The following is a 25331-nucleotide window of genomic DNA, read 5'->3' as shown; positions in this document are numbered from 1 at the left end:
GGTCCGTTGCCTGGTTCAGGCCGTTTCGAGCGGGAACGCCCCGCGGTGGCCGGTGCCCGCTCCCGTGTCCGGGCGGGGTTCGAACTCCCGGCAGCTCCAGACCTCCTGGACGAAACCGCTGCGCCGGTCCCACAGACCGAGCACATCGCCCTCGCCGGCCACCTCGCGGTACGCGTCCTTCGCGCCCCGGAAGCAGGCGAGTCCGCCCGACAGGCCCCGGCCCGGTGCCGGGAAGTAGTCGGAGAAGGCACAGGCGATGCACGTCTGGAGCCGGATCCCCGGCGGCAGGGCGCGCTGGATCGTGGCGAGCGCGGAAGCGAAGTCGCTCTCGGCCCGGTGGGACCGGAAGGCGGCGCCGCCGTAGCGCAGCTCCAGCGAGAGATACGGCTCCGGCCTGCGCAGCGACAACAGGCAGCTCAGCGTCGCCTGGTGCACCTCCCCCTCCGAGGTCACCGGGAACGGCAGGTCCCACTCCAGGAGGCAGTCGTCGAGCGCCCCGTCCGCGAGGGTGAACACCCCGCTCTCCCCGGCCACGCCCACGACGGGGCGCAGGGCGTCGAAGCTGCCGCCCTCGAAGTCGACGCCCCTGATGCGCAGGCGCAGTTGCTGTCCGTCGGTGGTGAGGATGACGGCATCGGATCCCTGTCGGTCCCGGTACCACCCGGCCCACGACTCATCTGTCATGGGCACGGACTGTAGCCCGTGGCACGGACATGCCCCCGGCCGCCCTCCGCTTACTCGGATCACCCCTGTGACCTCGGCCGATCCCGCTGCCCCGCATCTTCGCCGCACCCTCCCGTCCGGTCTCCGCCACGCCGCCGACGCCCTCTCCCCTGTTCCCGCCGCGCGCGCCCGCCGCGTACGGTCCGCGCCCGCGCGTCGCTCCCCGGCCGGGGCGGCCGGTTCCGCGCGTTCCCTTCCCCGCGCCCCCCGGTTCCCCGCAGGGCGCGGTCCGATCCGGTTCCGCCTCCCTCCTCCCCCGGCTCTCCGCCGCCTTCCGTCCCGCTCCCGGCCGGTGCCCGAGCGGGTTCCGGGCGCTCCCGGCCGCGCCCCGGCGCGCGGTCAGTGCGTCCGGCGCGTGACGAACTCCGCGAGGGCCAGCAGATCGCCCGCGGCCGAGAGGTCCGGCACCGCCCGGGACAGGTGGTGCACCGCGCGGGCCATCCGGTCGGCGGCGCAGACCTGCGCCCAGTCCCGGCCGCCGGCCCGGTCCACGGCCTCGGACGCCCGGCGCACCTCGGACGCCGTGTTCATCGGGCCGCGGTAGAGCGCGGCCAGTTCGGCCCCCGCCGGGGTGCCCGAGGTCAGCGCGGCGACGACCGGCAGCGACTTCTTGTGCGCGGCGAGATCGGCCCCGACGGGCTTTCCCGTCCGCGCGGTGTCGCCCCAGATGCCGATCAGGTCGTCGATGAGCTGGAAAGCCAGTCCGGCCTCCCGGCCGAAGCCGTCCATCGCGCCGACGGCCCGCTCGTCCCCGCCCGCGCAGAGCGCGCCCAGCGCGCAGGCGCAGCCGAGCAGCGCCCCCGTCTTGGCCGTGGCCATGGTCAGGCACTCGTCGAGCGAGACCTCCTCCGGCCCTCGTTCCTCGAAGGCGCAGTCGGCCTGCTGGCCCGCGCACAGCTCGATGACGCAGGTGGAGAGACGGGCCGAGGCACGGCCGGACACCGGCCGCGGGTCCTCGGCGAGGAGGCGCTGGGCCAGGGCGAGCATCGCGTCGCCCGCGATGACGGCGTCGGGGATCCCGAACACCGTCCAGGCCGTGGCCCGGTGACGGCGCGTGCGGTCCTCGTCGATGACGTCGTCGTGGAGCAGGGTGAAGTTGTGGGCCAGTTCGACGGCGACGGCGGCGCGCACGGCGTCGTCCGGGTCGCCGCCCAGCGCGCGGGTCGCGGCCAGCACGAGCGCGGGTCTGATGGCCTTGCCCCCACCGCCCTCGGCGGGGCTGCCGTCGGCGTTCTCCCAGCCGAAGTGGTACATGGCGACGCGGCGGATCGAACCGGGCAGGGAGGCGATCGCGGCCCGCAGATGCGGATCGACGAGGGTCCGGGTGTACTCCAGGAGCGCCGCGGCCTCGTTGCCCTCGGTCGCGGCGTCGGTACGGGTCATGGTCAATCGGTCACCCCGGTCGTTGCCGTCCCGGCCCCGGCGGCCCGCCCGGTGGACTGGCCGGGGCGCCGGCCGCCGGGCCGGGACGTGGTGGTTGCGTTGGGTGCGCCGGCGGCGGCCGGCGGGGCCCGGACCGGGTCCGGGCCCCGCGGACTCACCGCCAGCGGCTGACCTCGACGTTCTCCAGGACACCGAGGGCGTCCGGGACGAGGACGGCCGCGGAGTAGTACGCCGTCACGAGGTACGAGATGATCGCCTGCTCGTCGATGCCCATGAAGCGGACCGAGAGGCTGGGCTCGATCTCGTCCGGGATGCCGGACTGCTGGAGGCCGATGACGCCCTGCTCCTGCTCGCCGGTCCTCATGCAGATGATCGACGTGGTGCGGGCGTCGGAGACCGGGATCTTGTTGCACGGGAAGATCGGGACGCCGCGCCAGGCCGGCACGTGGTGGCCGCCGACGTCGACGCTCTCGGGCACCAGACCGCGCTTGTTGCACTCGCGGCCGAAGGCGGCGATGGCGCGGGGGTGGGCGAGGAAGAGCTTGGATCCCCGGCGGCGCGAGAGCAGTTCGTCCATGTCGTCGGGGCTGGGCGCCCCGTCGTGCGGCTGGAGCCGCTGGCCGTAGTCGCAGTTGTTGAGCAGGCCGAACTCGCGGTTGTTGATGAGCTCGTGCTCCTGGCGCTCGCGCAGCGCCTCGACCGTGAGCCGCAACTGCTGCTCGGTCTGGTTCATCGGCTGGTTGTAGAGGTCGGCCACCCTGCTGTGGACCTTCAGGACGGTCTGGGCGACGCTCAGTTCGTACTCGCGCGGCGCCGCCTCGTAGTCCACGAAGGTGTGCGGGACGACGGCCTCGCCGACATGGCCCGCGGAGAGGTCGATCTCCGCCTCGCCGTACTTGTTGGTGCGCTGCTGCGGAACGGCGAGCAGCCCGTCGAGGTGGGCGCGCAGCGTCGGGGCGCGCTCGGCGAGGTTGAGCACATCGGCCCGGGACAGGGTCAGGACCGTGCAGTCGGTGACGGCGCGTGCCGTGTACTCCCAGGTGGCGTCGCCGGCGATGAGGGAGTGGTCCCCGAAGTACGCCCCGTCGGCGAGGACGCCCAGCTTCGTCTCGTCGCCGTAGGGTCCGGTGCCGGTCTTCTCGACCTTGCCGTGCGCCAGCAGGAAGACCTGGTCCGCGTCGTCCCCGGCGGTGGCCAGGACCTGGCCGGCCGGGATCTCGCGCTGCTCGCACCGCCGGGCCAGCTCGGCCAGCGCCTCCTCGTCCGACAAGTCCCTCAGGGCCGGAAGCTCCCCCAGCTCCGCGGGGATGACCGCGACCCGGCCCCCGGTCTGCACGAACGTGACCCGGCCGTCGCCGACCGAGTAACTCAGTCGGCGGTTCACCCGGTAGGTGCCGCCCTGCACCTGCACCCACGGCAGCATCTTCAGCAGCCACCGCGAGGTGATCTCCTGCATCTGCGGAGCGGACTTGGTGGTCGTCGCGAGGTTCCGCGCCGCTGCCGTCCCCAGACTCTGCTGCGGGGGCAGCTGCGCGTTCTGAACCTCTTCACCAACGGACATCTGTCGTCCTCTCGAATCATCGGCTGACCTGCGAGAAGAAGCCTTTCAGCATGAGGACTCGGGACGCCATTACACAAAAGAGTGTGACTAATCGGCCTTTGGGATGGGCACAACGGCGCGCGATGCCGCGATCCTCCATTAATTTGCATCCGCCATGCAAATTCACCTACCGTGACCGGCATGCGGCTGACGAGATTCACGGACGTGGCACTGCGCGTACTGATGCGTCTCGCCGTCGTCACGGACACCGACGAGCACCCGCCGACCACCCGCGACGTGGCGGCGACGATGCGGGTGCCGTACTCGCACGCGGCGAAGGTGGTGGCCCGCCTCCAGCACCTCGGCCTGGTCGAGGCGCGGCGCGGCCGGGGCGGCGGTCTCGCCCTCACCGGAGCGGGCCGCACCGCCTCCATCGGCGCGCTGGTGCGCGAGCTGGAGGGCCCGGAGGACGTCGTCGAGTGCGAGGGCACCACCCCGTGCCCGCTGCGCTCGGACTGCCGGCTGCGCCACGCGCTGCGCGCGGCCACGGAGGCCTTCCACGCCTCGCTCGACCCGCTCACCGTCGCCGAACTGGTCGCCTCCCCCACCGGCCCCCTGCTGCTCGGCATCAGCCGGCGGCCGCCGCCGGACGCCTGAACCACCCCCGCCGCAGGGGCCCCGCGACCGGGCTCCTACACTGCCCTTAAATACGCATCTCAGATGCCAATTCAAAGAACCGAGGAGGATCCGATGCTCTCCGAGCAGTCGACCGCCACCGTCCGTGCCACCCTGCCCGCCGTCGGCGCGGCCATCGGGGACATCGCCGATCTCTTCTACACGAAGCTCTTCGACGCCCACCCGGAGCTGCTGCGCGACCTGTTCAACCGCGGCAACCAGGCCTCCGGCGCGCAGCGCCAGGCGCTCGCCGGCTCCATAGCCGCGTTCGCGACGCAGCTGGTCGAGCGCCCCGGCACCCGCCCGGACGTGATGCTCGACCGCATCGCGCACAAGCACGCCTCCCTCGGCGTTACCCCGGCCCAGTACGAGGTCGTGCACACCCACCTGTTCGCGGCCATCGCCGAGGTGCTGGGCGAGGCGGTGACCCCCGAGGTCGCGGCGGCCTGGGACGAGGTCTACTGGCTGATGGCCAACGCGCTCATCGCCATCGAGGAGCGGCTCTACGCACAGCAGGGCGTCGTCGCCGGGGACGTCTGGCGCGAGTGGGAGGTCGTCGGTCGCACCGAGGAGACCCCGGACGTCGCGAGCTTCCGTCTCCGCCCCGCCGACGGCTCGCCCGCCCCCGCGTTCCGCCCCGGCCAGTACGTGTCCGTCCAGGTCGAACTGGCCGACGGCGCCCACCAGATACGCCAGTACAGCCTCTCCTCCGCCCCCGGCTCCCCGTACCGCGCCATCACCGTCAAGCGCGTGCTCGGCGACAACGCCCCCGACGGCGAGGTCTCGCGCCATCTGCACGCCCACGTCCGCGAGGGCGACCGGCTCCGCGTCTCCGCGCCGTACGGCGACCTCGTCCTGAAGTCCGACGACGCCCCCCTCCTGCTGGCCTCCGCGGGCATCGGCTGCACCCCGATCCTCGCCATGCTGGAGCACCTGGCGGGAACCGGCCACAGCGCCCCGGTCACCGTGGTGCACGGCGACCGCTCCCCCGCCGACCACGCGCTGCGCGCCGACCACGCCCTGTTCACCGAGAAGCTGCCGGACTCCGCCGCGCACTTCTGGTACGAGAACCCGGAGCCGGGTCACCCCGCCGACCGCACCGGTCTGGTCGACCTGTCCTCGGTGGCGGTCGCCTCCGGCACCCACGCCTACCTCTGCGGCCCGCTGCCCTTCATGCGCGCCGTACGCACCCAACTGCTCGCCAAGGGCGTCCCGGCCGCCGACATCCACTACGAGGTCTTCGGCCCGGACCTCTGGCTCGCCCAGGACTGAAACACCGCGCCGCGCACCCGGAATTGACCGGATCGGCTCGCACAGCGTCCGAACAGGGCCCCGGAACACTCGCCCGAGTGGTCCGGGGCCCCACGCGTCGGGTAGAAGCGCTGTACGGACATACTCCCCCACGTACGAAGGAGTCGGTCATGTCCACACCCATGTCCGCGAGCACCTTCCTCGCCGCCCTGAAGAACGAGGGGCTCACCGTGGTCCAGGTCGGCGACTGGCGTACGCACAACCGCAACCACAAGGGCGCCTGGGGACCCGTCAACGGTGTGATGATCCATCACACCGTGACCCGGGGCACCGCGTCCACCGTCCGGATCTGCCGCGACGGCTACCCGGCCCTGCCGGGACCGCTCTGCCACGGGGTGATCGCCAAGGACGGCCGGGTCCACCTCGTGGGCTACGGCCGGGCCAACCACGCCGGTCTCGGCGACGACGACGTACTGCGCGCGGTGATCGCCGAGAAGGGCCTGCCGCCCGACAACGAGGCCAACACCGACGGCAACCGGCACTTCTACGGCTTCGAGTGCGAGAACCTCGGCGACGGCGAGGACCCCTGGCCCGCCGTCCAGCTCGACGCCATCGCGCGGGCCTCGGCCGCCGTCTGCCGCCACCACCGCTGGACGTCCCGCTCGGTCATCGGCCACCGCGAGTGGCAGCCCGGGAAGGTCGATCCGCGCGGCTTCTCCATGACGTCGATGCGCACGCGTATCCAGGAACGCCTGAAGTAGCCGGCGGCCCGCCCCGGCCGCCGCCGGGAAGCGGCGACAATGGAGGCATGCCCGCCACGCCTCCCGGAGTGCCGGACCGGGGCCCGGACCTCTCCGGGCTGCGGCCGGCGCTCCCCTCGCCCCTCCGGCCCGTCGACGACGAGCGGTTCGCCCGCCGCGGCGTCACGCTCCTCCTCAAGCGCGACGACCTGATCCACCCGGACCTGCCGGGCAACAAGTGGCGCAAGCTCGCCCCGAACATCGCCGCCGCGGCCGGCCGGCCCCTGCTGACCTTCGGCGGGGCCTACTCCAACCATCTGCGGGCCACGGCCGCCGCGGGCCGGCTGCTGGGCTTCGGCACCGTCGGGATCGTCCGGGGCGACGAACTGGCCGGCCGCCCCCTGAACCCCTCGCTCGCCCGGTGCGCGGCCGACGGCATGCGGCTGCGCTTCGTGGACCGCGGGACCTACCGCACGAAGGACGAACCCGGCGTCCTGGCGGAGCTGCTGAGGGGCCACGAGGACTGCGTGGTCGTCCCGGAGGGCGGCAGCAACGCCCCGGCCGCGCGCGGCTGTACGGAGCTGGGGCGCGAACTGCGCGGGGCGGCGGACGTGGTGGCGGTCGCCTGCGGAACCGGCGGCACCCTGGCCGGCCTCGCCGCCGGACTGGCCCCCGGGCAGCAAGCCCTCGGCGTCCCGGTGCTGCGCGGCGGCTTCCTCGGCGACACCGTGCGCGCCCTCCAGCACGAGGCGTTCGGCGGGCCGGCCGGTGACTGGCGGCTGGAGGAGCGCTTCCACTTCGGCGGCTACGCCCGGACCACCCCCGCGCTGCACGCCTTCGCCGACGCGTTCGAGGACCGCCACGGACTGCCGGTCGAACGGCTCTATGTGGCCAAACTCCTGTACGCCCTCACCGCGCTCGCCGAGGAGGGCGCCTTCCCGGCCGGCACGACGGTCGCGGCCGTCGTCACCGGGCGCCCGGAGCCGGCCGGTGACGCCCCGGCTCAGCCGGACTCCTCCCGGTAGGCCGCCGCCTCCTCCAGGTCCAGCCGCCTCAGCAGGGTGCGCATCATCTCGTCGTCGATGCTCCGCTCGTCCCGCAGCCGGACGAAGACCTCGCGCTCGGCCTCGATCATCTCGCCGGCCAGCCGGCGGTAGGTGTCGTCGGCGGACTCCCCGGTGACCGGGTTGGCCGCGCCCAGCCGTTCCCACACGGCGTTGCGGCGGCGCTCCAGCACGGTGCGCAGCCGGTCCGTGAGGGGCTGGGGCAGGTGGTTGCGCCGGTCGGCGAGCAGTTCCTCCAGACGCGCCTCGGCCGCCGCGGACGCCTGGCTCTGGGCCTGCGCCTCGGCCAGCGTCTCGGCCCGCGCGTCACGGCCGGGAAGCTTCAGCAGGCGTACGAGCACCGGCAGGGTGAGGCCCTGGATCACCAGGGTGCCGATGACCGTGGTGAAGGTGAGGAACAGCACCAGGTTGCGGGCCGGGAAGTCGTCGCCGGCGCTCGTCACCATCGGGATGGAGAAGGCGATGGCCAGCGAGACGACCCCGCGCATCCCGGCCCAGCCGACGATGAGCGGCGAGGTCCAGTTGGTCTCGGGCTCCCTTCTCCTGATGCGCGCGGACAGCATGCGCGGCAGATAGGTGGCGGGGTAGACCCAGAGGAACCGGACCACGACGACCGCCAGGAACACCGCGACCGCGTACCAGAGGGCCTCGTCGACGGCGTACGCGCCGAGCCCCTTCAGGACGACGGGCAGTTGGAGGCCGATCAGGGTGAAGACGGCCGACTCCAGGACGAACGCGACCATCTTCCAGACGGCCGCCTCCTGGAGCCGGGTGGCGAAGTCGACCTGCCAGGAGCGGTGGCCCAGATAGAGGGCGACGACGACCACGGCGAGCACGCCCGAGGCGTGCACGCGCTCGGCCGCCGCGTAGGCGACGAAGGGGATCAGCAGCGACAGGGTGTTCTGGAGGAGCGGTTCGGTGAGGTGGGTGCGCAGCCAGTGCAGCGGCACCATGAGGAGCAGGCCGACCCCGACGCCGCCGACCGAGGCCAGCAGGAACTCCCCGACGCCCTCGCCCCAGCTCATCCCCTCGCCCACGGCGGCGGCCAGCGCCACCTTGTAGGCGGTGATCGCGGTGGCGTCGTTCACCAGGGACTCGCCCTGGAGGATCGTGGTGACGCGGGCCGGGAGACCGACCCTGCGGGCGATGGCCGCGGCGGTCACGGCGTCCGGCGGGGCGATCACCGCGCCGAGCACCAGGGCCGCGGTGAGCGGCAGATCGGGCACCAGCCGGTACGCCAGCCACCCCACCGCCACCGTCGCGAACAGCACATAGCCGACCGAGAGCAGCGCGACGGGGCGGACGTTGGCCCGCAGGTCCAGGTACGAGCTGTCCACCGCGGCGGTGTAGAGCAGCGGCGGCAGCAGCAGCGGAAGCACGATGTGCGCGTCCAGGGTGTAGTCGGGCACCCCCGGCACGTACGCCCCGATCAGCCCCAGGGCCACCAGCAGCAGGGGGGCGGGCACCGGGGTCCGGCGGGCCAGTCCCGCCACCGCGGCGCTCGCCGCGACCAGTGCCACCAGGGGCAGAGCATCCATCTCGGAGGTCCTCACATCCGTCGTAACCTGGCCATCATGAGTGAGTGCCCGCACGTCTCGAATCTGCCGCGCCCCGAACCCACGCCCCTCACGGTGACCTGTCCCGGGTGCGAGGAGACCGGCACCCACCCCGTACAGCTGCGACTCTGCCTGATATGCGGCCATGTCGGCTGCTGCGATTCCTCGCCCGGACAGCATGCGACGGGGCACTTCAAGGAGACCGGTCACGCGGTGATGCGAAGCTTCGAACCCGGCGAGAACTGGCGCTGGTGCTTCGAGGACGGTTCGATCGTGTGACGTCTGGGTACGTCAAACCGGCGCCTGTTGTTCGTCATTGACCACCACACACCCCTAGGCACCGTGTGTACGCATGGGCTTACCATGAGTGACGGTCATGGGACGGGGTTTCGACGACACGGCATCATGGATCGCGATAGCGTCGCCGGACCAAGAACCGAAGACGTACCACATGGCTCCGGGTCGCCCTTCCCGGATCCTCGAACGAGTTTGTGCCACCTTGGAGGTGAGGGTGTCCCAGATCGCAGGCGAGCCCGGGAATCAGGACTTCGTAGAGGTCCGGCTGCCCGCTGCGGGTGCCTACCTGTCGGTGCTCAGAACGGCCACGGCCGGTCTCGCAGCCCGTTTGGATTTCACGCTCGACGAGATCGAGGACCTTCGCATCGCGGTCGACGAGGCCTGCGCGATCCTGCTCCAGCAGGCCGTGCCCGGTTCCGTCCTCAGCTGTGTGTTCCGGCTCGTCGACGATTCGCTCGAGGTCACGGTGGCGGCACCGACCACCGACGGCCGGGCGCCGGAGCGCGACACCTTCGCCTGGACGGTGCTCTCCGCACTGGCCGGAAAGGTCGACTCCTCGGTCGGCGACGACAACACGGTCAGCATCAGCCTGTACAAACAGCGCGGCGCGGGACCCGGGCCGGCGTGAGCGACGGGAACGGGGACGGTCCGGTGCGGGACGAGACGATCCGACCGGGGGTGGCGCGCCCAGCGGGCATCCCCGAGCAGCAGGCCCTGCCTCATCCGGTGGACGGGGCGGACCTCGTCCGTGCGGTGGACGGGGTGCAGAGGCCCTCGGGCCGTACGGTCGCGGTGGAGCAGTCGCAGGCGGAGCGGGCAGGCCAGATGAGCGAGCACGGACACCACGACCCACACGACCGCAGCGGGGCGCGGGCGTTGTTCATCGAGCTGGGCAAGCTGCCCGACGGCTCGCCGGAGAAGGCCGAGCTGCGCAACCGGCTGGTGCGGATGCATCTGCCGCTGGTGGAGCACCTGGCCCGGCGCTTCCGCAACCGCGGGGAGCCGCTGGACGACCTCACCCAGGTCGCCACGATCGGTCTGATCAAGTCGGTGGACCGCTTCGACCCGGAGCGCGGCGTCGAGTTCTCGACGTACGCGACGCCGACGGTCGTCGGCGAGATCAAGCGGCACTTCCGCGACAAGGGCTGGGCGGTGCGGGTGCCGCGCCGTCTCCAGGAACTGCGGCTCTCGCTGACCTCGGCGACCGCGGAACTCTCCCAGCTGCACGGCCGCTCGCCCACGGTGCACGAACTGGCGGAGCGGCTGGGCATCTCCGAGGAAGAGGTCCTGGAGGGGCTGGAATCGGCCAATGCGTACAGCACGCTCTCGCTGGACGTGCCGGACACGGACGACGAGTCCCCCGCGGTCGCGGACACCCTGGGCTCGGAGGACGAGGCGCTGGAGGGCGTCGAGTACCGGGAGTCGCTGAAACCGCTGCTGGAGGACCTGCCGCCGCGCGAGAAGCGGATCCTGCTGCTGCGGTTCTTCGGCAACATGACCCAGTCGCAGATCGCGCAGGAGGTCGGCATCTCGCAGATGCACGTCTCCCGGCTGCTGGCCCGCACCCTGGCCCAGCTGCGCGAGCGGCTGCTCGTCGAGGAGTAGGCCTCCGCGCGGGCAGACGCGACGGGAGGACCGGCGCAAGGGTTCAGGCCCCGGTGTCCGTGCCGGGGTCCGTTCCCGGCCTGCGGATGCCGAGGGCCTGGATGGTCGCCGGCCTGGCCAGCTGGAAGAGCGCGGTGAGCGCGACGGCGGCGAGCACGATCCCGGCGGGGATCAGCGCGCCGTGCGAGCGGAGGAGGGTCCAGGCCACCGGCAGCGCGATGATCTGCGTGATCAGCGCCGGTCCCCGGCTCCAGCTGCGGCGGCGGAGCAGTCCCCGGGCGGCGGCCAGCGGGATCACACCGAGGGCGATCAGCGTCAGCCCGCCCATCTCCGCCTGCTGCGGACTGTCCGGGCGGCCGAGCAGTCCCATGACGAGCATGTAGACGCCGCCGACGACGAGGGCGGCGCCCTCCAGGACGTTGAGTCCGGCCACGAGCGCGATCCTGGCCGGTTTGGGGGGCTCGGCCATCGGCAGCGGCGAGGGCGCGTTCTCCTGAGTACTCACCCCTGCAGGTTGGCATCCCGGGGCCGCGAAAGCGAAGCCGGGGTCGCCGTGCCGCCGGCCCGGCTCCGCCGCGTGGGCCCACCGCGCCCGCACCCTCACACAGCGTGATGCCCTGCGGGCAGGACTTCAGACCCGTGCGCCGCGATAGGTAGTCTGGCGGTCATGCGCGCACTTCTCGTGGTCAACCCAGCTGCTACCACCACCAGTGCGCGGACCCGTGACGTGCTCATCCACGCGCTGGCCAGCGAGATGAAGCTGGAGGCCGTGACCACGGAGTACCGCGGGCACGCGCGGGACCTGGGACGGCAGGCCGCCGAGAGCGACGACATCGATCTCGTGGTGGCCCTCGGCGGCGACGGCACGGTCAACGAGGTCGTGAACGGGCTGCTGCACAACGGCCCCGACATCGACCACCTGCCGAAGCTGGCCGTGGTCCCCGGCGGCTCCACCAATGTCTTCGCCCGCGCCCTCGGGCTGCCGAACGACGCGGTGGAGGCGACCGGCGCGATCCTGGACGCGCTGGCGAACCGTACGGAGCGCACGGTGGGGCTCGGCCTGGCGGCCGGCACCCCGGGCTCCGAGGACGAATCCGTGCCCGCGCGCTGGTTCACCTTCTGCGCCGGTCTCGGATTCGACGCGGGTGTGGTCGGCCGGGTCGAACAGCACCGGGAACGCGGCAAGCGTTCGACGCACGCGCTCTATGTGCGCCAGGTCGTCCGGCAATTCCTGGAGGAACCGAACCGGCGCAAGGGAGCGATCACGCTGGAGGTGCCCGGACAGGATCCGGTCACCGATCTGGCGCTCTCCATAATCTGCAACACGGCGCCCTGGACGTACCTGGGGAACAAGCCGATGTACGCCTCCCCCCGCGCCTCCTTCGACACCGGGCTCGACGTCCTCGGCCTGCGGAAACTCTCCACCCCGGCGGTCACCCGCTACGCGACCCAGCTGCTGACGTCGAGCCCCGAGAAGGGCCCGCGCGGCAAGCACGCCGTTTCCCTGCACGACCTCACGGACTTCACCTTGCATTCCAAGGCGCCGCTGCCCTTCCAGATGGACGGCGACCACTTGGGACTGCGTACAAGTGTGACGTTCACAGGCGTTCGCCGTGCACTGCGTGTGATTGTGTGAGTGGAAGGGACCAAAGTCCTTTAACTCGAACGTTTGGACTGGGCTCCACCCTCTAGAAGTACGGCTGTGACCTAGCCGACACCGAGGAATCAAAAAAAACTTTCCAGAAGGGGTTGTATCCGTCGCCGAGGTTTGCGAATCTCTACATGGCGATCGGGACGGCCCGCAACACCAGCCTCCACTGAGAGCCAGAACCCCTCCTCACCGCACAGGTCCACAACCAGTTCATCTGGGCGTCGGCCCGACTCGTGCGGAGGGATTCGTGAAAGCGTTCACATTCACAAGCAACAGTTACGTAATACCAAGGAGAGGTAGCAGCCATGGACTGGCGTCACAACGCCGTTTGTCGTGAGGAAGACCCCGAGCTGTTCTTCCCCATCGGCAACACCGGTCCTGCGCTGCTGCAGATCGAGGAAGCCAAGGCCGTCTGCCGTCGCTGCCCCGTCATGGAGCAGTGCCTGCAGTGGGCGCTCGAGTCCGGCCAGGACTCCGGCGTCTGGGGTGGCCTCAGCGAGGACGAGCGCCGCGCAATGAAGCGCCGCGCCGCTCGTAACCGGGCGCGCAACGCCAGCGCCTGACCGACGCCACCGCTACGAACCTCAGCCAGGCGGCGCGTACAGCGCGTACGCACCATCCCGCCCCCCGAGTCGCAGCGCGCAGTACCCCCGAAGCGCATGCTTGACCAGAGAGCCCGGACCGTCACCCACGGTCCGGGCTCTCTGCCGTGCGCGCCGCCGCCCGAGGGCGGCGGCGGAGGCTACTTCTCGGCGCGGACCGGAATGTCGAGGACCACCTGCGTCCCGCGCTCCGGAGCGGGGACCATGCCGAAGGTGCCGCCGAGCTCCCCCTCCACCAGGGTCCGCACGATCTGGAGTCCGAGGTTGCCGGCCCGCTGCGGGTCGAAGCCCTCGGGCAGTCCGCAGCCGTCGTCCTGCACGGTGATCAGCAGCCGCGCCTCGGCGGACGGGCCGCCGCGGACCGCGGAGACCTCGACGGTGCCCGACTCGGCGACGCCGAAGGCATGTTCCAGGGCGTTCTGCATCACCTCGGTGAGGACCATCGCCAGCGGAGTGGCCACCTCGGCGTCGAGGATGCCGAACCGTCCGGTGCGGCGGCAGGTGACCTTGCCGGGCGAGATCTCCGCGACCATCGCGATGACCCGGTCGGCGATCTCGTCGAACTCCACCCGCTCGTCCAGATTCTGGGACAGCGTCTCATGGACGATGGCGATCGAACCGACGCGCCTGACCGCCTCGTTGAGCGCCTCCCGGCCCTGCGGGGAGTCCATCCGGCGGGCCTGGAGCCTCAACAGGGCGGCCACCGTCTGGAGGTTGTTCTTCACCCGGTGGTGGATCTCCCGGATGGTGGCGTCCTTGGTGATCAACTCGCGTTCGCGGCGGCGCAGTTCCGTGACGTCGCGGAGCAGGACCAGGGAGCCGATGCGGACGCCCTTGGGCTTGAGCGGGATGGCGCGGAGCTGGATGACCCCGCCGGCGCACTCGACCTCGAACTCACGGGGCGCGTAGCCGCTGGCCATTTTGACCAGGGCCTCGTCCACCGGGCCCCGGGAGGGGGCCAGTTCGGCGGTGATGCCGCCGAGGTGCTGGCCGACCAGGTCGGAGGCGAGGCCGAGCCGGTGGTAGGCGGAGAGGCCGTTGGGGCTGGCGTACTGCACCACGCCGTCGGCGTCGAGCCGGATCAGCCCGTCGCCGACCCGGGGCGAGGCGTCCATGTCGACCTGCTGGCCGGGGAAGGGAAAGGATCCGGCCGCGATCATCTGCGCCAGATCGGAGGCGGACTGGAGGTAGGTGAGCTCCAGCCGCGAGGGGGTGCGGACGGTGAGGAGGTTGGTGTTGCGGGCGATGACGCCGAGCACCCGGCCCTCCCTGCGTACGGGGATCGACTCGACCCGTACGGGCACCTCCTCGCGCCACTCCGGGTCGCCCTCGCGCACGATCCGGCCCTCGTCCAGCGCGGCGTCCAGCAGCGGCCTGCGCCCGCGCGGCACCAGATGGCCGACCATGTCGTCCTGGTAGGAGGTGGGGCCGGTGTTGGGCCGCATCTGGGCGACGGACACATAGCGGGTGCCGTCGCGGGTGGGGACCCAGAGAACGAGGTCGGCGAAGGACAGGTCGGAGAGCAGCTGCCATTCCGAGACCAGCAGGTGGAGCCATTCCAGGTCGGAATCGCTCAGGGCGGTGTGCTGGCGTACGAGGTCGTTCATGGAGGGCACGGGTGCGAGCGTACCCGCGCACGCGCACCGCGCCGAACCGGGCGGCCCGCCCGTCCGTGCATACAGAAGGGCCGGAAATTGTCGTACCCCACAGATGGACAGGGGTTAATGGTCTAGTCCACAATGCTCAAGACAAGGCTCCGCTCTCCCCGCACAGGAGGGCGGAACGAGGCCGCCGCGCTCTCTGCCCTGACCGCGCAGGCGCCTCCCCCCCCGGCCGGGGGCACCGCACACCGCCGGCCGAGCCGACCGCCCGCGAGGGCGGTCCTCTCCGGGCTGCGGTGCCGGTCGGGCTGAGGGTCCCGGCCAGGCGCCGCGGCCCGCGGGTTTTTCCGGGCCCGGTCAGCGGGTCTCGGTGACCTTGGCGAGCGCGCGCGGCGCGTCGGGGTCCTGGCCCCGGGCGATCGTCACCTCGTAGGCGAGCAGTTGCAGCGGCAGGATCTCCAGCACCGGCTGGACCTCCTCGGCGACCCCGGCCGTCGGCAGCACGAAGCCCGCGGAGGCCTCCTCCACCCGCGGCCCCGCCCCGACCACGAAGAGATCGGCGCCCCGCCCGCGCAGCCGGTCGAGCACGGGCCGCAGGGCCTCGCCGCCCCGGCCCTCGGGGACCACGGCGATCACCGGGGAGACGTTGTCGACCATGGCCAGCGGGCCGTGCAGGAGGTCCGCGCCGGAGTAGGACAGCGCGGGGATGTAGCTGGTCTCCATGAGCTTGAGGGCGGCCTCCTTGGCCGTCGGGTAGCCGTAGCCGCGCGAGGTGATGACCATGCGCCCGGCGAAGCGGTAGCGGGACGCCAGCGCCCGCACCTCGTCCCGGCGGGCCAGGACCGCCTCCGCGAGGTCCGGCAGGACCTCGGCGGCCGCCCCGTCGCGGCCCCTGAGGCCCTCCGTGAAGAGGTAGAGGGAGAGCAGCGAGGCGGTGTACGTCTTGGTGGCCGGGAGGGCCTTCTCCGGGCCCGCCTGGATGTCGATGTGGTACTCGGAGACCGCGGCCAGCGGCGAGTCCGGGCTGTTGGTCACGGCGAGGGTGACGGCGCCCGACTCCCGGGCCGCGCGGGTGGAGGCCACCAGGTCGGGCGAGCCGCCGGACTGACTGACGGTGACGACCAGGACGTCCCTGAGGTCGGGCTTCGCGCCGTACGCGGTGGTGGTGGACATCGAGGCCAGTCCGCAGGGCAGCCCGAGGTTGATCTCCAGCAGGTACTTCGCGTACAGCGCGGCGTTGTCGGAGCTGCCGCGTGCGGTGAGCAGGACGAAGCGGGGGGCGCGGGCGGCGATCTCGGCGGCCACCGCGCGGATGGCGGGGGCCCCTCGGCCGAGGAGGCGGCGGAGCATCGCGGGCTGCTCGGCCATCTCTCCGGCCATGATCCGGCCGGGACGCTCGTTCTCGTCCGCCGGGTACGTGGCGGTCATGTCCGGTACCTCCCGCGCGGTGTCGCGATGCATGGGTCCAGGGCCTGTCCGACCATTCCCGTCGTCCGCCCGGGGGGCGGGAACGGTCGGACAGGCCCTAGTCGACCACGGGGGCCGGGGGGCCACCAGCGGACCGTGGCGGCGGCTCGCCCGAACGGCCTTCCGCCGTTCGCCCGACGGGCCCCCCGCAGCCGTGTCCGGGCGCGCGAGTTCTGCTAGATTATGCCTTTGATTGGTCTATACCACACGACGTCACTCTAGATCGGCAGGCCCCGCGTGGAAGTTGTCATCGTCCCGGACGCCAAGGCAGGCGGCGAACTGATCGCAGAGGCCATCGGCGCCCTGCTCGGCCGTAAGCCCGACGCACTTCTCGGCGTTGCCACCGGCTCGACCCCGCTGCCCATCTACCAGGCGCTGGCCGCCAAGGTCCGCTCCGGCGCCGTGGACGCCTCGCGCGCCCGGATCTGCCAGCTCGACGAGTACGTCGGGCTGCCGGCGGGCCACCCGGAGTCCTACCGCTCCGTGGTGCTGCGCGAGGTCGTCGAGCCGCTCGGCCTCTCCGAGTCCTCCTTCATGGGCCCCGACGGCAGCGCCGAGGACGTCCAGGCCGCCTGCGAGGCGTACGACAAGGCGCTCGCCGAGGCGGGCGGGGTCGACCTCCAGCTGCTCGGCATCGGCACCGACGGCCACATCGGCTTCAACGAGCCGTGCTCCTCGCTGGCCTCCCGCACCCGGATCAAGACGCTGACCGAGCAGACCCGGGTCGACAACGCGCGCTTCTTCGACGACGACATCGAGCAGGTGCCGCACCACGTCATCACCCAGGGCATCGGCACGATCCTGGAGGCCCGGCACCCGATCCTGCTCGCCACGGGCGAGGGCAAGGCGGACGCGGTGGCCCAGACGGTGGAGGGTCCGGTCGCCTCGATCGTGCCCGCCTCGGCGCTCCAGCTGCACCCGCACGCGACGGTCGTCGTCGACGAGGCGGCGGCCTCCAAGCTGAAGCTGGCCGACTACTTCCGCGCCACCTACGCGGCGAAGCCGGCCTGGCAGGGCATCTGAACCGGCGTACGCGAAAGGGCCGGGACACCGAACGGTGTCCCGGCCCTTTCGTCTGGGTGGCCCCGGGGCGTCAGGCGCCCGCGTGGCCGGCCACGATGATCTCGGCCGCCGCCGTGCCGCAGACCCGCGCGGCGCCGTGCGTGGCGATGTGCAGGGCGCCCCGGGGCTCGGCCTGGGGCACGCCCATCTCGACCACGACCGTGTCGGGACGGCTCGCCAGCAGCGCGTCGAGCGCCCCGGCCATCCACGCGTGGCGGTGCGCGTCGCGCACCACCGCGACGATGCGCCGCTCCCCCGCAGCCGCGAGCACCGCGGCCGCCGGGTCCTCGGCCCCGCCGTCGTACGTGTCGGTCCCGGTGCCCGGCACCAGCCGGGCCAGCTCGGCGGCGACGCCCCAGGGGGTCTCGTCGCCGACCGCGATGTTGGCGACCGGGGTGAACGCGGCCACGTAGGCCGGGCCGGTCAGCGGTTCGGCGGAGCCGGTGACCTTCACCGCGCGGCGCGCGGCGATCAGGCCGATGTCGGACGGGACACCGTGTCCGGTGCCGGGCGCGGTCCCCTCCTGCACTGCCGCGCCCGGCTCCGAGACAGCCCCCCGGGCCCGCTGCGTCCAGGACGCGAGGGCCCTCACCCGGGCAGCGGCGTCGGCCAGCCGCTCCTCGGGCAGATCACCGGTGCGGACGGCCGCGACGAGGGCGTCGCGCAGCCGCAGGACCGTTTCGTCATCGTCGAGGCCGCCGCCGACGCACAGGGCGTCGGCACCCGCCGCGATCGCGAGGACGGAGCCCCGCTCGATCCCGTACGTCGAGGCGATGGCCTGCATCTCCACGGCGTCGGTGACGATCAGGCCCTCGTAGCCCAGCTCCCGGCGCAGCAGACCGGTGAGGATCTGCGGGCTGAGGGTGGCGGGGCGGTCCGGGTCGAGCGCCGGAAGCAGGATGTGCGCGCTCATCACGGACTTGGAGCCGGCCGCGATGGCCGCCCGGAACGGGACCAGTTCGCGGGCGTGCAGGGTCTCCAGGTCCACGTCGATGCGGGGCAGCGCGTGGTGGGAGTCGACCGCGGTGTCGCCGTGCCCCGGGAAGTGCTTGGTGCAGGCGGCGACGCCGGCGGCCTGGAGGCCCTCGACGTAGGCGGCGGTGTGCCGGGCGACCAGGTGGGGGTCGGCGCCGAAGGAGCGGACGCCGATGACCGGGTTGCCGGGGTTGGAGTTGACGTCCGCGGAGGGCGCCCAGTTCAGGTTGACGCCGCAGGCGGCGAGCCGGCGGCCCAGCTCCCGGGCGACGTCGCGGGTCAGGTCGGTGTCGTCGACGTGGCCGAGCGCCAGGTTGCCCGGGAAGGAGGAGCCGTGGCGCACCTCCAGCCGCGTGACGTCACCGCCCTCCTCGTCGATCGCGACGAGGACGTCGTCGCGCTCGGCCCGGAGCTGGGCGGTGAGCGCGGCGAGCTGCTCGGGCGATTCGATGTTGCGGCCGAAGAGGCCGACGGAGGAGAGGCCTTCGGCGACCCGGCGCAGCAGCCACTCGGGCGCCGTGGTGCCGGTGAAGCCCGGCTGGAGCACCGCGAGGGCGTCGCGCGTGACGGTGTCCGTGCTGGAAACGAGGGTGGTCATGGGAGGCGTTATCCCTTCACGGCGCCGGAGGTGAGGCCGGTTGCCATGTGCTTCTGCACCAGCAGGAAGAAGGCCACGACCGGAATGGCGATCAGTGTGGATGCGGCCATGAGCGCGCCGTAGTCGATGCCTCGAGAGGTCGTGAAGTTCATCAGCCACACGTTGAGGGTGTACTTCTCGTTGTCCTGGAGGACGACGTAGGCGAGCAGGTACTCGTTCCACGCCGTGATCAGCGAGAAGATCGAGGCGGCGGCGAGGCCGGGGGCCAGCAGCGGGAAGGTGACCCGCCAGAAGGCGCCCATCCGGCTGCAGCCGTCGACCATGGCCGACTCCTCCAGCTCCTGCGGGATGTTGATCACGAAGCCGCGGATCATCCAGGTGGCGAACGGCAGGGTCGAGACGAGGTAGATGACGATGACGCCCCAGTACTCGTTCAGCCCGCCGAGGTCGTTCAGCTGGATGTAGATGGGGATCAGCATCGCCGTCGGAGGCAGCAGCTGGACGACGAGCAGCACGATCATGAAGAACTTGCGGCCGCGGAACTGGAACCGGCCGATGGCGAACGCGGCGATGGTCGCGAGCAGCATGCCGCCCAGGACGGCGACGCCGCAGACGATCAGGCTGGACTCGATGGCCGTGCCGAAGTTCGGCTGCTTGATGGCGCGGGAGAAGTTGTCGAAGGTGATCGACGTCGGCCAGAGCGTCTGGTCGTAGCTGCGGATCTCCGCGTTGGGGCGCAGCGCGCTGATGACCAGCCAGTAGACCGGGAAGGCCATGAGCACGAAGGCCACGAGGCCGGCGATGTTGTAGCCGATCCGGCTCTTCTTGCGGTCCGGGCGGAGGACCTGGGGGGTGGAGGTGCTCACTCGACCTCTCCGATCTTGAGCAGCTGGCGCAGGTAGTACACGGCGACGCCGGACAGCAGCAGGACCGTGATGAGCGAGATGGCAGCGCCCTGGCTGAACGAGTTGGACTCGAAGGCCTTCTCGAACGAGTAGATGCCGAGGACGGAGTACTCCGGCTCCGGCTTGTTGCCGCGCATCAGGAAGATCTGGGCGAAGACGTTGAAGTCCCACAGCACGGAGAGGGTGGCGACCATCTGGAAGACGGGCTTGATGACCGGCCAGGTGACGTAGCGGAAGACCCCGGTGGTGCCGGCACCGTCCAGGGCCGCGGCCTCCTCCAGCTCCTTGGGGACCTGGGTGAGCGCGGCGTAGAGCGTCACGGTGACGAAGGGGATGGCTCCCCAGACGACGACCGCGCCGATGATGACGAAGCCCTGCTTCGGGTCGAGGAACCAGTTGTGGCCCTGCGCGTCGATCCCGAGGTACTTGTCGAGCACCATGTTGAGGACGCCGTAGTCGGAGTCCGCGAACCACCGGAAGATGGAGGTGGCGACCAGCAGCGGCATCGACCAGGCGGCGACCAGCGCGGCGGTCAGCAGCAGCCGGACCCAGGTGGACATCCGCTGCATGATCATGGCCAGGCCGAGTCCGCCGGCCATGGTGGCGAACACGCAGACGGCCATGAAGATGATCGTCCGCCAGACGACGTCCCAGAACTCACCGTCGCCGAGGATGTTGGTGAACTGGTCGAAGCCGACCCAGGGAGCGTCCGCGCCGGACCACAGCTCGCGCCGGCCCACGTCCTGGAAGGACATGATGACCGTCTTGATGAAGGGCCAGACGAAAACTGCGGCAATGGCGATGAACGCCGGTGCTATGAGGAGGTACGGCAGCAGAGCGCCGGCCTTCCGCGGTTTACGGTTCACGTTTCTCGCGAGCTGAGGATCCGCACCCTCAGGGGCCCGCGGGACGGACACCGGCGGGTCGGCTGCTTTCATATCGGCGGCACTCATTGTGCTTGCCTTCCGTTTCGGACCGGGTACCGGAGGACGGGGGTGGCAGCCCCTTTCGGGCCCACCACCCCCGTGGACGATCAGACGAGTCGGTGCCTCACACGCTCACCGGCTCGGACTCCGTGAGCTCGGGGCTCAGGACTCCTTGTTGATCATCGAGTCGATCTCCGCGTCGGCGGCCTTGGTGGCCTCCTCGACCGACTTGCCCTTGATGATGTCGAGCAGCATGATCTCGAGCGTTTCCTTCTTCTCGATCGCGGTCCAGCCGGGGGCGATCGGGGTGAACCAGGCGTCCGGCACGGCGTTGGCGATGGCCGCGGTCTCCGGCTTGGCCTTCAGGGGCTCAAGCTGCTTGGTGTTGTTCGGAAGGATGTTCTTCGAGGCGAGAACCTCCTCCGACTTCTCGGAGGTGAACATCGAGATCCACTCCTCGCCGAGATCCTGGATCTTCGACTTGGAGATGGTGGCGAGGTCGGAACCACCGATGAAGGAGGGGAGCGCCTTGCCGTTCGGGCCGGGCATACCCGCCGTGAGGATCTTGTCCTTCAGCTTCGGGTTGCCGTTCGCCTTGGAGTCGACGACGCTGCCGGCCTCCCAGCCGTTGCCGTAGAGAAGAGCGGTCTTCTCGTTGGCCATGACGTTGGCGTGGTCCGCCTCGTCCTTGGTCTTGTCGCCGTGGTTGTACTTCTTGACGAGCTCGACGAAGTCGGTGATGCCCTTCTGGGCCTCCGGCGTCGACAGAGTGGACTTCCACTCCTTCTTGCCCTCGTCGTACTTGGCGATGGACCCGCCCTCGGCGGCGACGTAGGACATCGCGGCGTACCAGTAGCGGCCCGGCAGGTACAGCGGCGAGAACGCCTTGTCCTTGCCGTACTTCTCGCCGATCTTGTCGAGCGCGGCGGTCAGCTCGTCCTGGGTGGCGGGGAGGGTGTCCTTGCCGGTGCCGGCCTTGAACATGTCCTTGTTGTAGATCGCGACGCGGGCGCCGGCGTAGTAAGGAACGCAGTACTGCTTGCCCTCGAAGGAGCAGGTGTCCTTGAGACCCTTGATCCAGGTGTCCGAGTTCTCGTACTTCTTCGGGTCGATCTCGCCGAGGGCCCCGTTGAGGATGTAGGTCATCGTCTCGGTGTTACCGAGCTCGACCACGTCCGGGTACTTGTCGCCGGCCAGAGCGGCGTCAAGCTTCTTGGCCTTGTCCGCCCAGGTCTGGTACTGGACGTTGACCTTGACGTTGGGGTACTTCGCCTTGAACTGGCTGTTGACGTCCTTGACCAGTTCGGGCCACGTGCTCTGCGCGTCCGACATCAGCCAGACAGTGAGCGTTTCCTTGCGGTCCTTCGGGTCCTTCGACGACGCCTTGTCGTCGTCCGACCCACACGCCGCGATGGAAACCAACATGCCCGCGACGCCGATCGCCGCGATGAGCTTGCGCTTCACGCCACCCTCCTCAGGGATGCTGCAACCCCCTGCCACCACGCAAGACAACGCCGACGAGTACTGCTGGGGCTGGGACCTGGTCTTTAATGGTTTAGACCAGTACCGGGAGCTTGGCCTAGACCTTTAGGGGTGTCAAGGGTGTATAAGAAGTGCACTCGCGTCCGTTATAGGACCGACACCTGAGGGAGGGCGACGAGCCGTGACCGGACCGTGCCACCATGTGAGCCGCGACAGACGGAGGAGCCGGTGACGGCAGCAACGCAGCAGTCGGGAAGGCGGGCCATGGGTGCCGACGGGGGCAGTGCGGAGAACGAGACGGGCGCGGGTGCGGGCACGCGCACCGCACGCGTCCCGAAGTACTACCGGCTGAAGCGACATCTCCTGGACATGACGGACACCATGCCGCCGGGCACACCCGTGCCCCCGGAGCGGACCCTGGCCGCCGAGTTCGACACCTCGCGCACCACCGTGCGCCAGGCGCTCCAGGAGCTGGTCGTGGAGGGCCGACTGGAGCGCATCCAGGGGAAGGGGACCTTCGTCGCCAAGCCGAAGGTCTCACAGGCCCTGCAGCTGACCTCGTACACCGAGGACATGCGCGCCCAGGGGCTGGAACCCACGTCCCAGCTCCTGGACATCGGCTATGTGACGGCCGACGACACCCTGGCCGGGCTGCTCGACATCAACGCGGGCGGGCGGGTGCTGCGGATCGAGCGGCTCCGCCTGGCCAGCGGCGAGCCGATGGCCATCGAGACCACCCATCTCTCGGCCAAGCGCTTCCCGGCGCTGCGGCGTTCGCTCGTGAAGTACACCTCTCTCTACACGGCCCTGGCCGAGGTGTACGACGTGCGGCTGGCCGAGGCCGAGGAGACCATCGAGACCTCGCTGGCCACCCCGCGCGAGGCCGGTCTGCTCGGTACGGACGTGGGCCTGCCGATGCTGATGCTGTCCCGTCACTCGCTGGACGGGCAGGGCGAGCCCGTCGAGTGGGTGCGGTCGGTCTACCGGGGCGACCGGTACAAGTTCGTGGCGCGTCTGAAGCGGCCGCTGGACTGACCGGCTCGGCCGCTTCCGGCCACCGGACCGAAGCCCCCGTGGGAGCCCTTCCACGGGGGCTTTCCGCTGCCCGGAAACGGCCCCCACCCCCTCATTGGTCTGAACCAACTCCCCGACAGATAAGCCCATTTCGGCCAGGCGTACGCCTCACGAGGACCGTTGCCGGACCGCAATGCGGACGGGGGGTGACGGTGGCCGGGACACTGCCCTAGATTTCCTGCGCATTACAGGTGCTCAGCGAGGGGACGGAGTCGCCGCCATGTCAGCAGATCCTGACGAGAAACCACCCACCATCACCCCGGTCCGGGTGGTCATCGCCCTGTGCCTCGTCGCGCCGTTCGTGGCGATGCTGTGGGTCGGTTCGTACGCGAAGATCGACCCGACCTTCATCGGGATCCCGTTCTTCTACTGGTACCAGATGCTCTGGGTGCTCATCTCCACGGCGCTCACCATGATCGCGTACAAGCTGTGGCAGCGCGACCAGCGCGCCCGCAAGGGGGGTGAGTCGGCATGAAGGACGGCGTGAACGGCGTCGCGCTCGGCGTCTTCATCTTCTTCTTCGTGGCCGTGACCGTCATGGGCTTCATGGCGGCCCGCTGGCGCAAGGCGGAGAACGAGGCCAGCCTCGACGAATGGGGCCTGGGCGGACGGTCGTTCGGCACCTGGGTCACCTGGTTCCTGCTCGGCGGCGACCTCTACACCGCGTACACCTTCGTCGCCGTCCCGGCGGCGATCTACGCGGCGGGCGCGGCCGGCTTCTTCGCGGTGCCCTACACCATCCTGGTCTACCCGCTGATCTTCACCTTCCTGCCCCGGCTCTGGTCGGTGTCGCACAAGCACGGCTACGTCACCACCTCGGACTTCGTCCGCGGCCGCTTCGGTTCCAAGGGGCTCTCGCTGGCGGTCGCCGTCACCGGCATCCTGGCGACCATGCCGTACATCGCGCTCCAACTCGTCGGCATCCAGGCGGTGCTGGACGTGATGGGCGTCGGCGGCGGCGAGAACACCAACTGGTTCGTCAAGGACCTGCCGCTGCTGCTCGCCTTCGCGGTGCTCGCCGCGTACACCTACTCCTCCGGGCTGCGCGCGCCCGCACTGATCGCCTTCGTCAAGGACGGGCTGATCTACCTGGTCATCGCCGTGGCGATCATCTACATCCCGATCAAGCTCGGCGGCTTCGACGACATCTTCTCCGCCGCCGCGGACAAGTTCGCCGGGCCGCCCGGCGGCAAGCCGACCGGGGCGCTGGCCCCGGGCGAGGCCGGGCACTGGGGATACGCCACGCTGGCACTCGGCTCCGCGCTGGCGCTGTTCATGTACCCGCACTCGATCACGGCGACGCTCTCCAGCCGCAGCCGTGACGTGATCCGCCGCAACACCACGATCCTGCCGCTGTACTCGCTGATGCTGGGCCTGCTCGCCCTGCTCGGGTTCATGGCGATCGCCGCCGGGGTCAAGGTGGACAACGGCCAGCTGGCGATCCCGCAGCTGTTCGAGAACATGTTCCCGGACTGGTTCGCGGGCGTGGCCTTCGCCGCCATCGGCATCGGCGCGCTGGTGCCCGCCGCGATCATGTCCATCGCGGCGGCCAACCTGTTCACCCGCAACATCTACAAGGACTTCCTGAAGCCCGACGCGACGCCCGAGCAGGAGACCAAGGTCTCCAAGCTGGTGTCGCTGCTGGTGAAGGTCGGCGCCCTCGCCTTCGTCCTCACCATGGACAAGACGGTCGCGATCAACTTCCAGCTGCTGGGCGGGATCTGGATCCTCCAGACCATGCCGGCCCTGGTCGGCGGGCTCTTCACCCGCTGGTTCCACCGCTGGGCGCTGCTGGCCGGCTGGGCGGTCGGCATGATCTACGGCACCGCCGCCGCGTACGGGGTGGCGAGCCCGACGCAGAAGCACTTCGGCGGCTCCTCCAAGGAGATCCCGGGCCTCGGCGAGATCGGCTACATCGGTCTCACCGCCTTCGTGCTCAACGTCGTCGTCGTGGTGGTCCTCACGTTCGTGCTGAACGCCCTGAAGGCCCCCGCCGGCGTCGACGAGACCTCCCCGGAGGACTACACCGCGGACGCGGGCGACCCGGGGGTGACCGAGGTGCTCCCGCCGGCCACCGCCGGTGCGCCGGGCGGCCACTGACACCAGGTCACGGGCCGTCGCACCCCCGTGGGCCGGGGGCGCGGCGGCCCGTTC

Annotated in this window: 24 protein-coding genes; 13 read left to right on the top strand and 11 right to left on the bottom strand. The window is 70.9% G+C overall.

The annotated features are described in order from the left end of the window. Positions 1-15: 15 nt before the first annotated feature. The 3 genes from ACFVDM_RS08655 to ACFVDM_RS08645 form a co-directional block, all read right to left on the bottom strand. Complete coding sequence (locus tag ACFVDM_RS08655) at positions 16-684, bottom strand: DUF6304 family protein (protein WP_383634860.1); 669 nt, start codon at positions 682-684, stop codon at positions 16-18. 378 nt (positions 685-1062) lie between these two features. Beyond that, positions 1063-2106, bottom strand: a complete 1044-nt coding sequence (locus ACFVDM_RS08650; protein WP_383634858.1) for a family 2 encapsulin nanocompartment cargo protein polyprenyl transferase — start codon at positions 2104-2106, stop codon at positions 1063-1065. 154 nt (positions 2107-2260) lie between these two features. Then, positions 2261-3667 carry a family 2B encapsulin nanocompartment shell protein gene (locus ACFVDM_RS08645; protein WP_383634856.1) on the bottom strand — a complete coding sequence of 469 codons (1407 nt, stop codon included), beginning with the start codon at positions 3665-3667 and terminating at the stop codon, positions 2261-2263. 180 nt (positions 3668-3847) lie between these two features. Between ACFVDM_RS08645 and ACFVDM_RS08640 the strand changes: the two genes are divergently transcribed. The 4 genes from ACFVDM_RS08640 to ACFVDM_RS08625 all read left to right on the top strand — a co-directional run bounded on the left by ACFVDM_RS08640 (position 3848) and on the right by ACFVDM_RS08625 (position 7337). Further along, a complete protein-coding gene (locus ACFVDM_RS08640) occupies positions 3848-4303 on the top strand; it encodes an RrF2 family transcriptional regulator (protein ID WP_383634854.1) in 456 nt (151 codons plus the stop codon). Between the two features lie 93 nt (positions 4304-4396). After that, positions 4397-5593 carry a globin domain-containing protein gene (locus ACFVDM_RS08635; protein ID WP_383635440.1) on the top strand — a complete coding sequence of 399 codons (1197 nt, stop codon included), beginning with the start codon at positions 4397-4399 and terminating at the stop codon, positions 5591-5593. A gap of 149 nt (positions 5594-5742) precedes the next feature. Further along, positions 5743-6333, top strand: a complete 591-nt coding sequence (locus ACFVDM_RS08630; RefSeq protein ID WP_383634852.1) for an N-acetylmuramoyl-L-alanine amidase — start codon at positions 5743-5745, stop codon at positions 6331-6333. A gap of 47 nt (positions 6334-6380) precedes the next feature. Then, positions 6381-7337, top strand: a complete 957-nt coding sequence (locus ACFVDM_RS08625; RefSeq protein WP_383634851.1) for a 1-aminocyclopropane-1-carboxylate deaminase/D-cysteine desulfhydrase — start codon at positions 6381-6383, stop codon at positions 7335-7337. Here the strand turns inward: ACFVDM_RS08625 and ACFVDM_RS08620 are convergent. Continuing rightward, positions 7316-8914, bottom strand: coding sequence for a Na+/H+ antiporter (locus ACFVDM_RS08620; protein ID WP_383634849.1), 1599 nt, complete (start codon positions 8912-8914; stop codon positions 7316-7318). The two genes, ACFVDM_RS08625 and ACFVDM_RS08620, sit on opposite strands and share 22 nt — an antisense overlap. Positions 8915-8950: 36 nt before the next feature. On the opposite strand from ACFVDM_RS08620, the gene ACFVDM_RS08615 reads away from it, so the two are divergent. From ACFVDM_RS08615 to ACFVDM_RS08605, 3 genes are all read left to right on the top strand, one after another. After that, positions 8951-9211 (top strand): UBP-type zinc finger domain-containing protein, encoded by a 261-nt coding sequence (locus ACFVDM_RS08615; protein ID WP_383634847.1) that lies wholly within the window; start codon positions 8951-8953, stop codon positions 9209-9211. 232 nt (positions 9212-9443) lie between these two features. After that, positions 9444-9857, top strand: coding sequence for an anti-sigma regulatory factor (locus tag ACFVDM_RS08610; protein ID WP_383634845.1), 414 nt, complete (start codon positions 9444-9446; stop codon positions 9855-9857). Continuing rightward, entirely contained in the window at positions 9854-10834 is a 981-nt protein-coding gene (locus ACFVDM_RS08605) for an RNA polymerase sigma factor SigF (RefSeq protein ID WP_383634843.1), read from the top strand. Before ACFVDM_RS08610 ends, ACFVDM_RS08605 begins: the two co-directional genes overlap by 4 nt. 43 nt (positions 10835-10877) lie before the next feature. On the opposite strand, the gene ACFVDM_RS08600 is transcribed toward ACFVDM_RS08605, so the two are convergent. Beyond that, on the bottom strand, positions 10878-11267 hold the full coding sequence (locus tag ACFVDM_RS08600) for a hypothetical protein (RefSeq protein WP_383635437.1): 390 nt from the start codon (positions 11265-11267) through the stop codon (positions 10878-10880). Between the two features lie 234 nt (positions 11268-11501). Here ACFVDM_RS08600 and ACFVDM_RS08595 point away from each other — a divergent pair, with 234 nt between their 5' ends. Then, complete coding sequence (locus tag ACFVDM_RS08595; protein ID WP_383634841.1) at positions 11502-12470, top strand: diacylglycerol/lipid kinase family protein; 969 nt, start codon at positions 11502-11504, stop codon at positions 12468-12470. 320 nt (positions 12471-12790) lie between these two features. After that, complete coding sequence (locus ACFVDM_RS08590) at positions 12791-13048, top strand: WhiB family transcriptional regulator (RefSeq protein WP_003953983.1); 258 nt, start codon at positions 12791-12793, stop codon at positions 13046-13048. Between the two features lie 179 nt (positions 13049-13227). Here the strand turns inward: ACFVDM_RS08590 and ACFVDM_RS08585 are convergent, their stop codons facing one another. Both ACFVDM_RS08585 and ACFVDM_RS08580 read right to left on the bottom strand, forming a co-directional pair. After that, a complete protein-coding gene (locus ACFVDM_RS08585; protein WP_383635434.1) occupies positions 13228-14694 on the bottom strand; it encodes a sensor histidine kinase in 1467 nt (488 codons plus the stop codon). Between the two features lie 351 nt (positions 14695-15045). Beyond that, the gene (locus tag ACFVDM_RS08580; protein ID WP_383634839.1) at positions 15046-16116 is read right to left on the bottom strand and encodes an SIS domain-containing protein; all 1071 of its coding nucleotides are present in this window, start codon (positions 16114-16116) and stop codon (positions 15046-15048) included. A gap of 276 nt (positions 16117-16392) precedes the next feature. Here ACFVDM_RS08580 and nagB point away from each other — a divergent pair, with 276 nt between their 5' ends. Then, positions 16393-17178, top strand: coding sequence for a glucosamine-6-phosphate deaminase (nagB, locus tag ACFVDM_RS08575; protein WP_383634837.1), 786 nt, complete (start codon positions 16393-16395; stop codon positions 17176-17178). Between the two features lie 70 nt (positions 17179-17248). Here nagB and ACFVDM_RS08570 read toward each other — a convergent pair whose 3' ends face one another. The 4 genes from ACFVDM_RS08570 to ACFVDM_RS08555 all read right to left on the bottom strand — a co-directional run bounded on the left by ACFVDM_RS08570 (position 17249) and on the right by ACFVDM_RS08555 (position 22085). Then, positions 17249-18790, bottom strand: coding sequence for a glycoside hydrolase family 3 protein (locus ACFVDM_RS08570; protein WP_383634835.1), 1542 nt, complete (start codon positions 18788-18790; stop codon positions 17249-17251). 8 nt (positions 18791-18798) lie between these two features. Then, complete coding sequence (locus ACFVDM_RS08565) at positions 18799-19656, bottom strand: carbohydrate ABC transporter permease (protein WP_383634833.1); 858 nt, start codon at positions 19654-19656, stop codon at positions 18799-18801. After that, positions 19653-20648 carry a carbohydrate ABC transporter permease gene (locus ACFVDM_RS08560; protein ID WP_383634831.1) on the bottom strand — a complete coding sequence of 332 codons (996 nt, stop codon included), beginning with the start codon at positions 20646-20648 and terminating at the stop codon, positions 19653-19655. The genes ACFVDM_RS08565 and ACFVDM_RS08560 overlap by 4 nt, the downstream gene beginning before the upstream one ends. A gap of 135 nt (positions 20649-20783) precedes the next feature. After that, on the bottom strand, positions 20784-22085 hold the full coding sequence (locus tag ACFVDM_RS08555; protein WP_383634829.1) for a sugar ABC transporter substrate-binding protein: 1302 nt from the start codon (positions 22083-22085) through the stop codon (positions 20784-20786). A gap of 282 nt (positions 22086-22367) precedes the next feature. Here ACFVDM_RS08555 and ACFVDM_RS08550 point away from each other — a divergent pair, with 282 nt between their 5' ends. The 3 genes from ACFVDM_RS08550 to mctP all read left to right on the top strand — a co-directional run bounded on the left by ACFVDM_RS08550 (position 22368) and on the right by mctP (position 25277). Next, positions 22368-23138 (top strand): GntR family transcriptional regulator, encoded by a 771-nt coding sequence (locus ACFVDM_RS08550; protein ID WP_383635431.1) that lies wholly within the window; start codon positions 22368-22370, stop codon positions 23136-23138. A gap of 259 nt (positions 23139-23397) precedes the next feature. After that, positions 23398-23652: a DUF3311 domain-containing protein gene (locus ACFVDM_RS08545; RefSeq protein WP_383634827.1), complete on the top strand. Its 255-nt coding sequence runs from the start codon at positions 23398-23400 to the stop codon at positions 23650-23652. Beyond that, positions 23649-25277 carry a monocarboxylate uptake permease MctP gene (gene mctP / locus ACFVDM_RS08540; RefSeq protein ID WP_383634825.1) on the top strand — a complete coding sequence of 543 codons (1629 nt, stop codon included), beginning with the start codon at positions 23649-23651 and terminating at the stop codon, positions 25275-25277. The genes ACFVDM_RS08545 and mctP overlap by 4 nt, the downstream gene beginning before the upstream one ends. Positions 25278-25331 lie beyond the last annotated feature (54 nt).

The organism is Streptomyces sp. NPDC057682 (assembly GCF_042799575.1).
GTDB lineage: Bacteria > Actinomycetota > Actinomycetes > Streptomycetales > Streptomycetaceae > Streptomyces.
This window is presented reverse-complemented; position numbering and strand designations above follow the sequence as displayed.

Excerpts from the sequence above, each read along its gene's own strand:
- ACFVDM_RS08655 (WP_383634860.1), bottom strand. The coding sequence starts at position 684 with ATGACAGATGAGTCGTGGGCCGGGTGGTACCGGGACCGACAGGGATCC.
- ACFVDM_RS08650 (WP_383634858.1), bottom strand. The coding sequence starts at position 2,106 with ATGACCCGTACCGACGCCGCGACCGAGGGCAACGAGGCCGCGGCGCTC.
- ACFVDM_RS08645 (WP_383634856.1), bottom strand. The coding sequence starts at position 3,667 with ATGTCCGTTGGTGAAGAGGTTCAGAACGCGCAGCTGCCCCCGCAGCAG.
- ACFVDM_RS08640 (WP_383634854.1), top strand. The coding sequence starts at position 3,848 with ATGCGGCTGACGAGATTCACGGACGTGGCACTGCGCGTACTGATGCGT.
- ACFVDM_RS08635 (WP_383635440.1), top strand. The coding sequence starts at position 4,397 with ATGCTCTCCGAGCAGTCGACCGCCACCGTCCGTGCCACCCTGCCCGCC.
- ACFVDM_RS08630 (WP_383634852.1), top strand. The coding sequence starts at position 5,743 with ATGTCCACACCCATGTCCGCGAGCACCTTCCTCGCCGCCCTGAAGAAC.
- ACFVDM_RS08625 (WP_383634851.1), top strand. The coding sequence starts at position 6,381 with ATGCCCGCCACGCCTCCCGGAGTGCCGGACCGGGGCCCGGACCTCTCC.
- ACFVDM_RS08620 (WP_383634849.1), bottom strand. The coding sequence starts at position 8,914 with ATGGATGCTCTGCCCCTGGTGGCACTGGTCGCGGCGAGCGCCGCGGTG.
- ACFVDM_RS08615 (WP_383634847.1), top strand. The coding sequence starts at position 8,951 with ATGAGTGAGTGCCCGCACGTCTCGAATCTGCCGCGCCCCGAACCCACG.
- ACFVDM_RS08595 (WP_383634841.1), top strand. The coding sequence starts at position 11,502 with ATGCGCGCACTTCTCGTGGTCAACCCAGCTGCTACCACCACCAGTGCG.
- ACFVDM_RS08590 (WP_003953983.1), top strand. The coding sequence starts at position 12,791 with ATGGACTGGCGTCACAACGCCGTTTGTCGTGAGGAAGACCCCGAGCTG.
- ACFVDM_RS08585 (WP_383635434.1), bottom strand. The coding sequence starts at position 14,694 with ATGAACGACCTCGTACGCCAGCACACCGCCCTGAGCGATTCCGACCTG.
- ACFVDM_RS08580 (WP_383634839.1), bottom strand. The coding sequence starts at position 16,116 with ATGACCGCCACGTACCCGGCGGACGAGAACGAGCGTCCCGGCCGGATC.
- ACFVDM_RS08570 (WP_383634835.1), bottom strand. The coding sequence starts at position 18,790 with ATGACCACCCTCGTTTCCAGCACGGACACCGTCACGCGCGACGCCCTC.
- ACFVDM_RS08560 (WP_383634831.1), bottom strand. The coding sequence starts at position 20,648 with ATGAGTGCCGCCGATATGAAAGCAGCCGACCCGCCGGTGTCCGTCCCG.
- ACFVDM_RS08550 (WP_383635431.1), top strand. The coding sequence starts at position 22,368 with ATGGGTGCCGACGGGGGCAGTGCGGAGAACGAGACGGGCGCGGGTGCG.
- ACFVDM_RS08545 (WP_383634827.1), top strand. The coding sequence starts at position 23,398 with ATGTCAGCAGATCCTGACGAGAAACCACCCACCATCACCCCGGTCCGG.
- mctP (WP_383634825.1), top strand. The coding sequence starts at position 23,649 with ATGAAGGACGGCGTGAACGGCGTCGCGCTCGGCGTCTTCATCTTCTTC.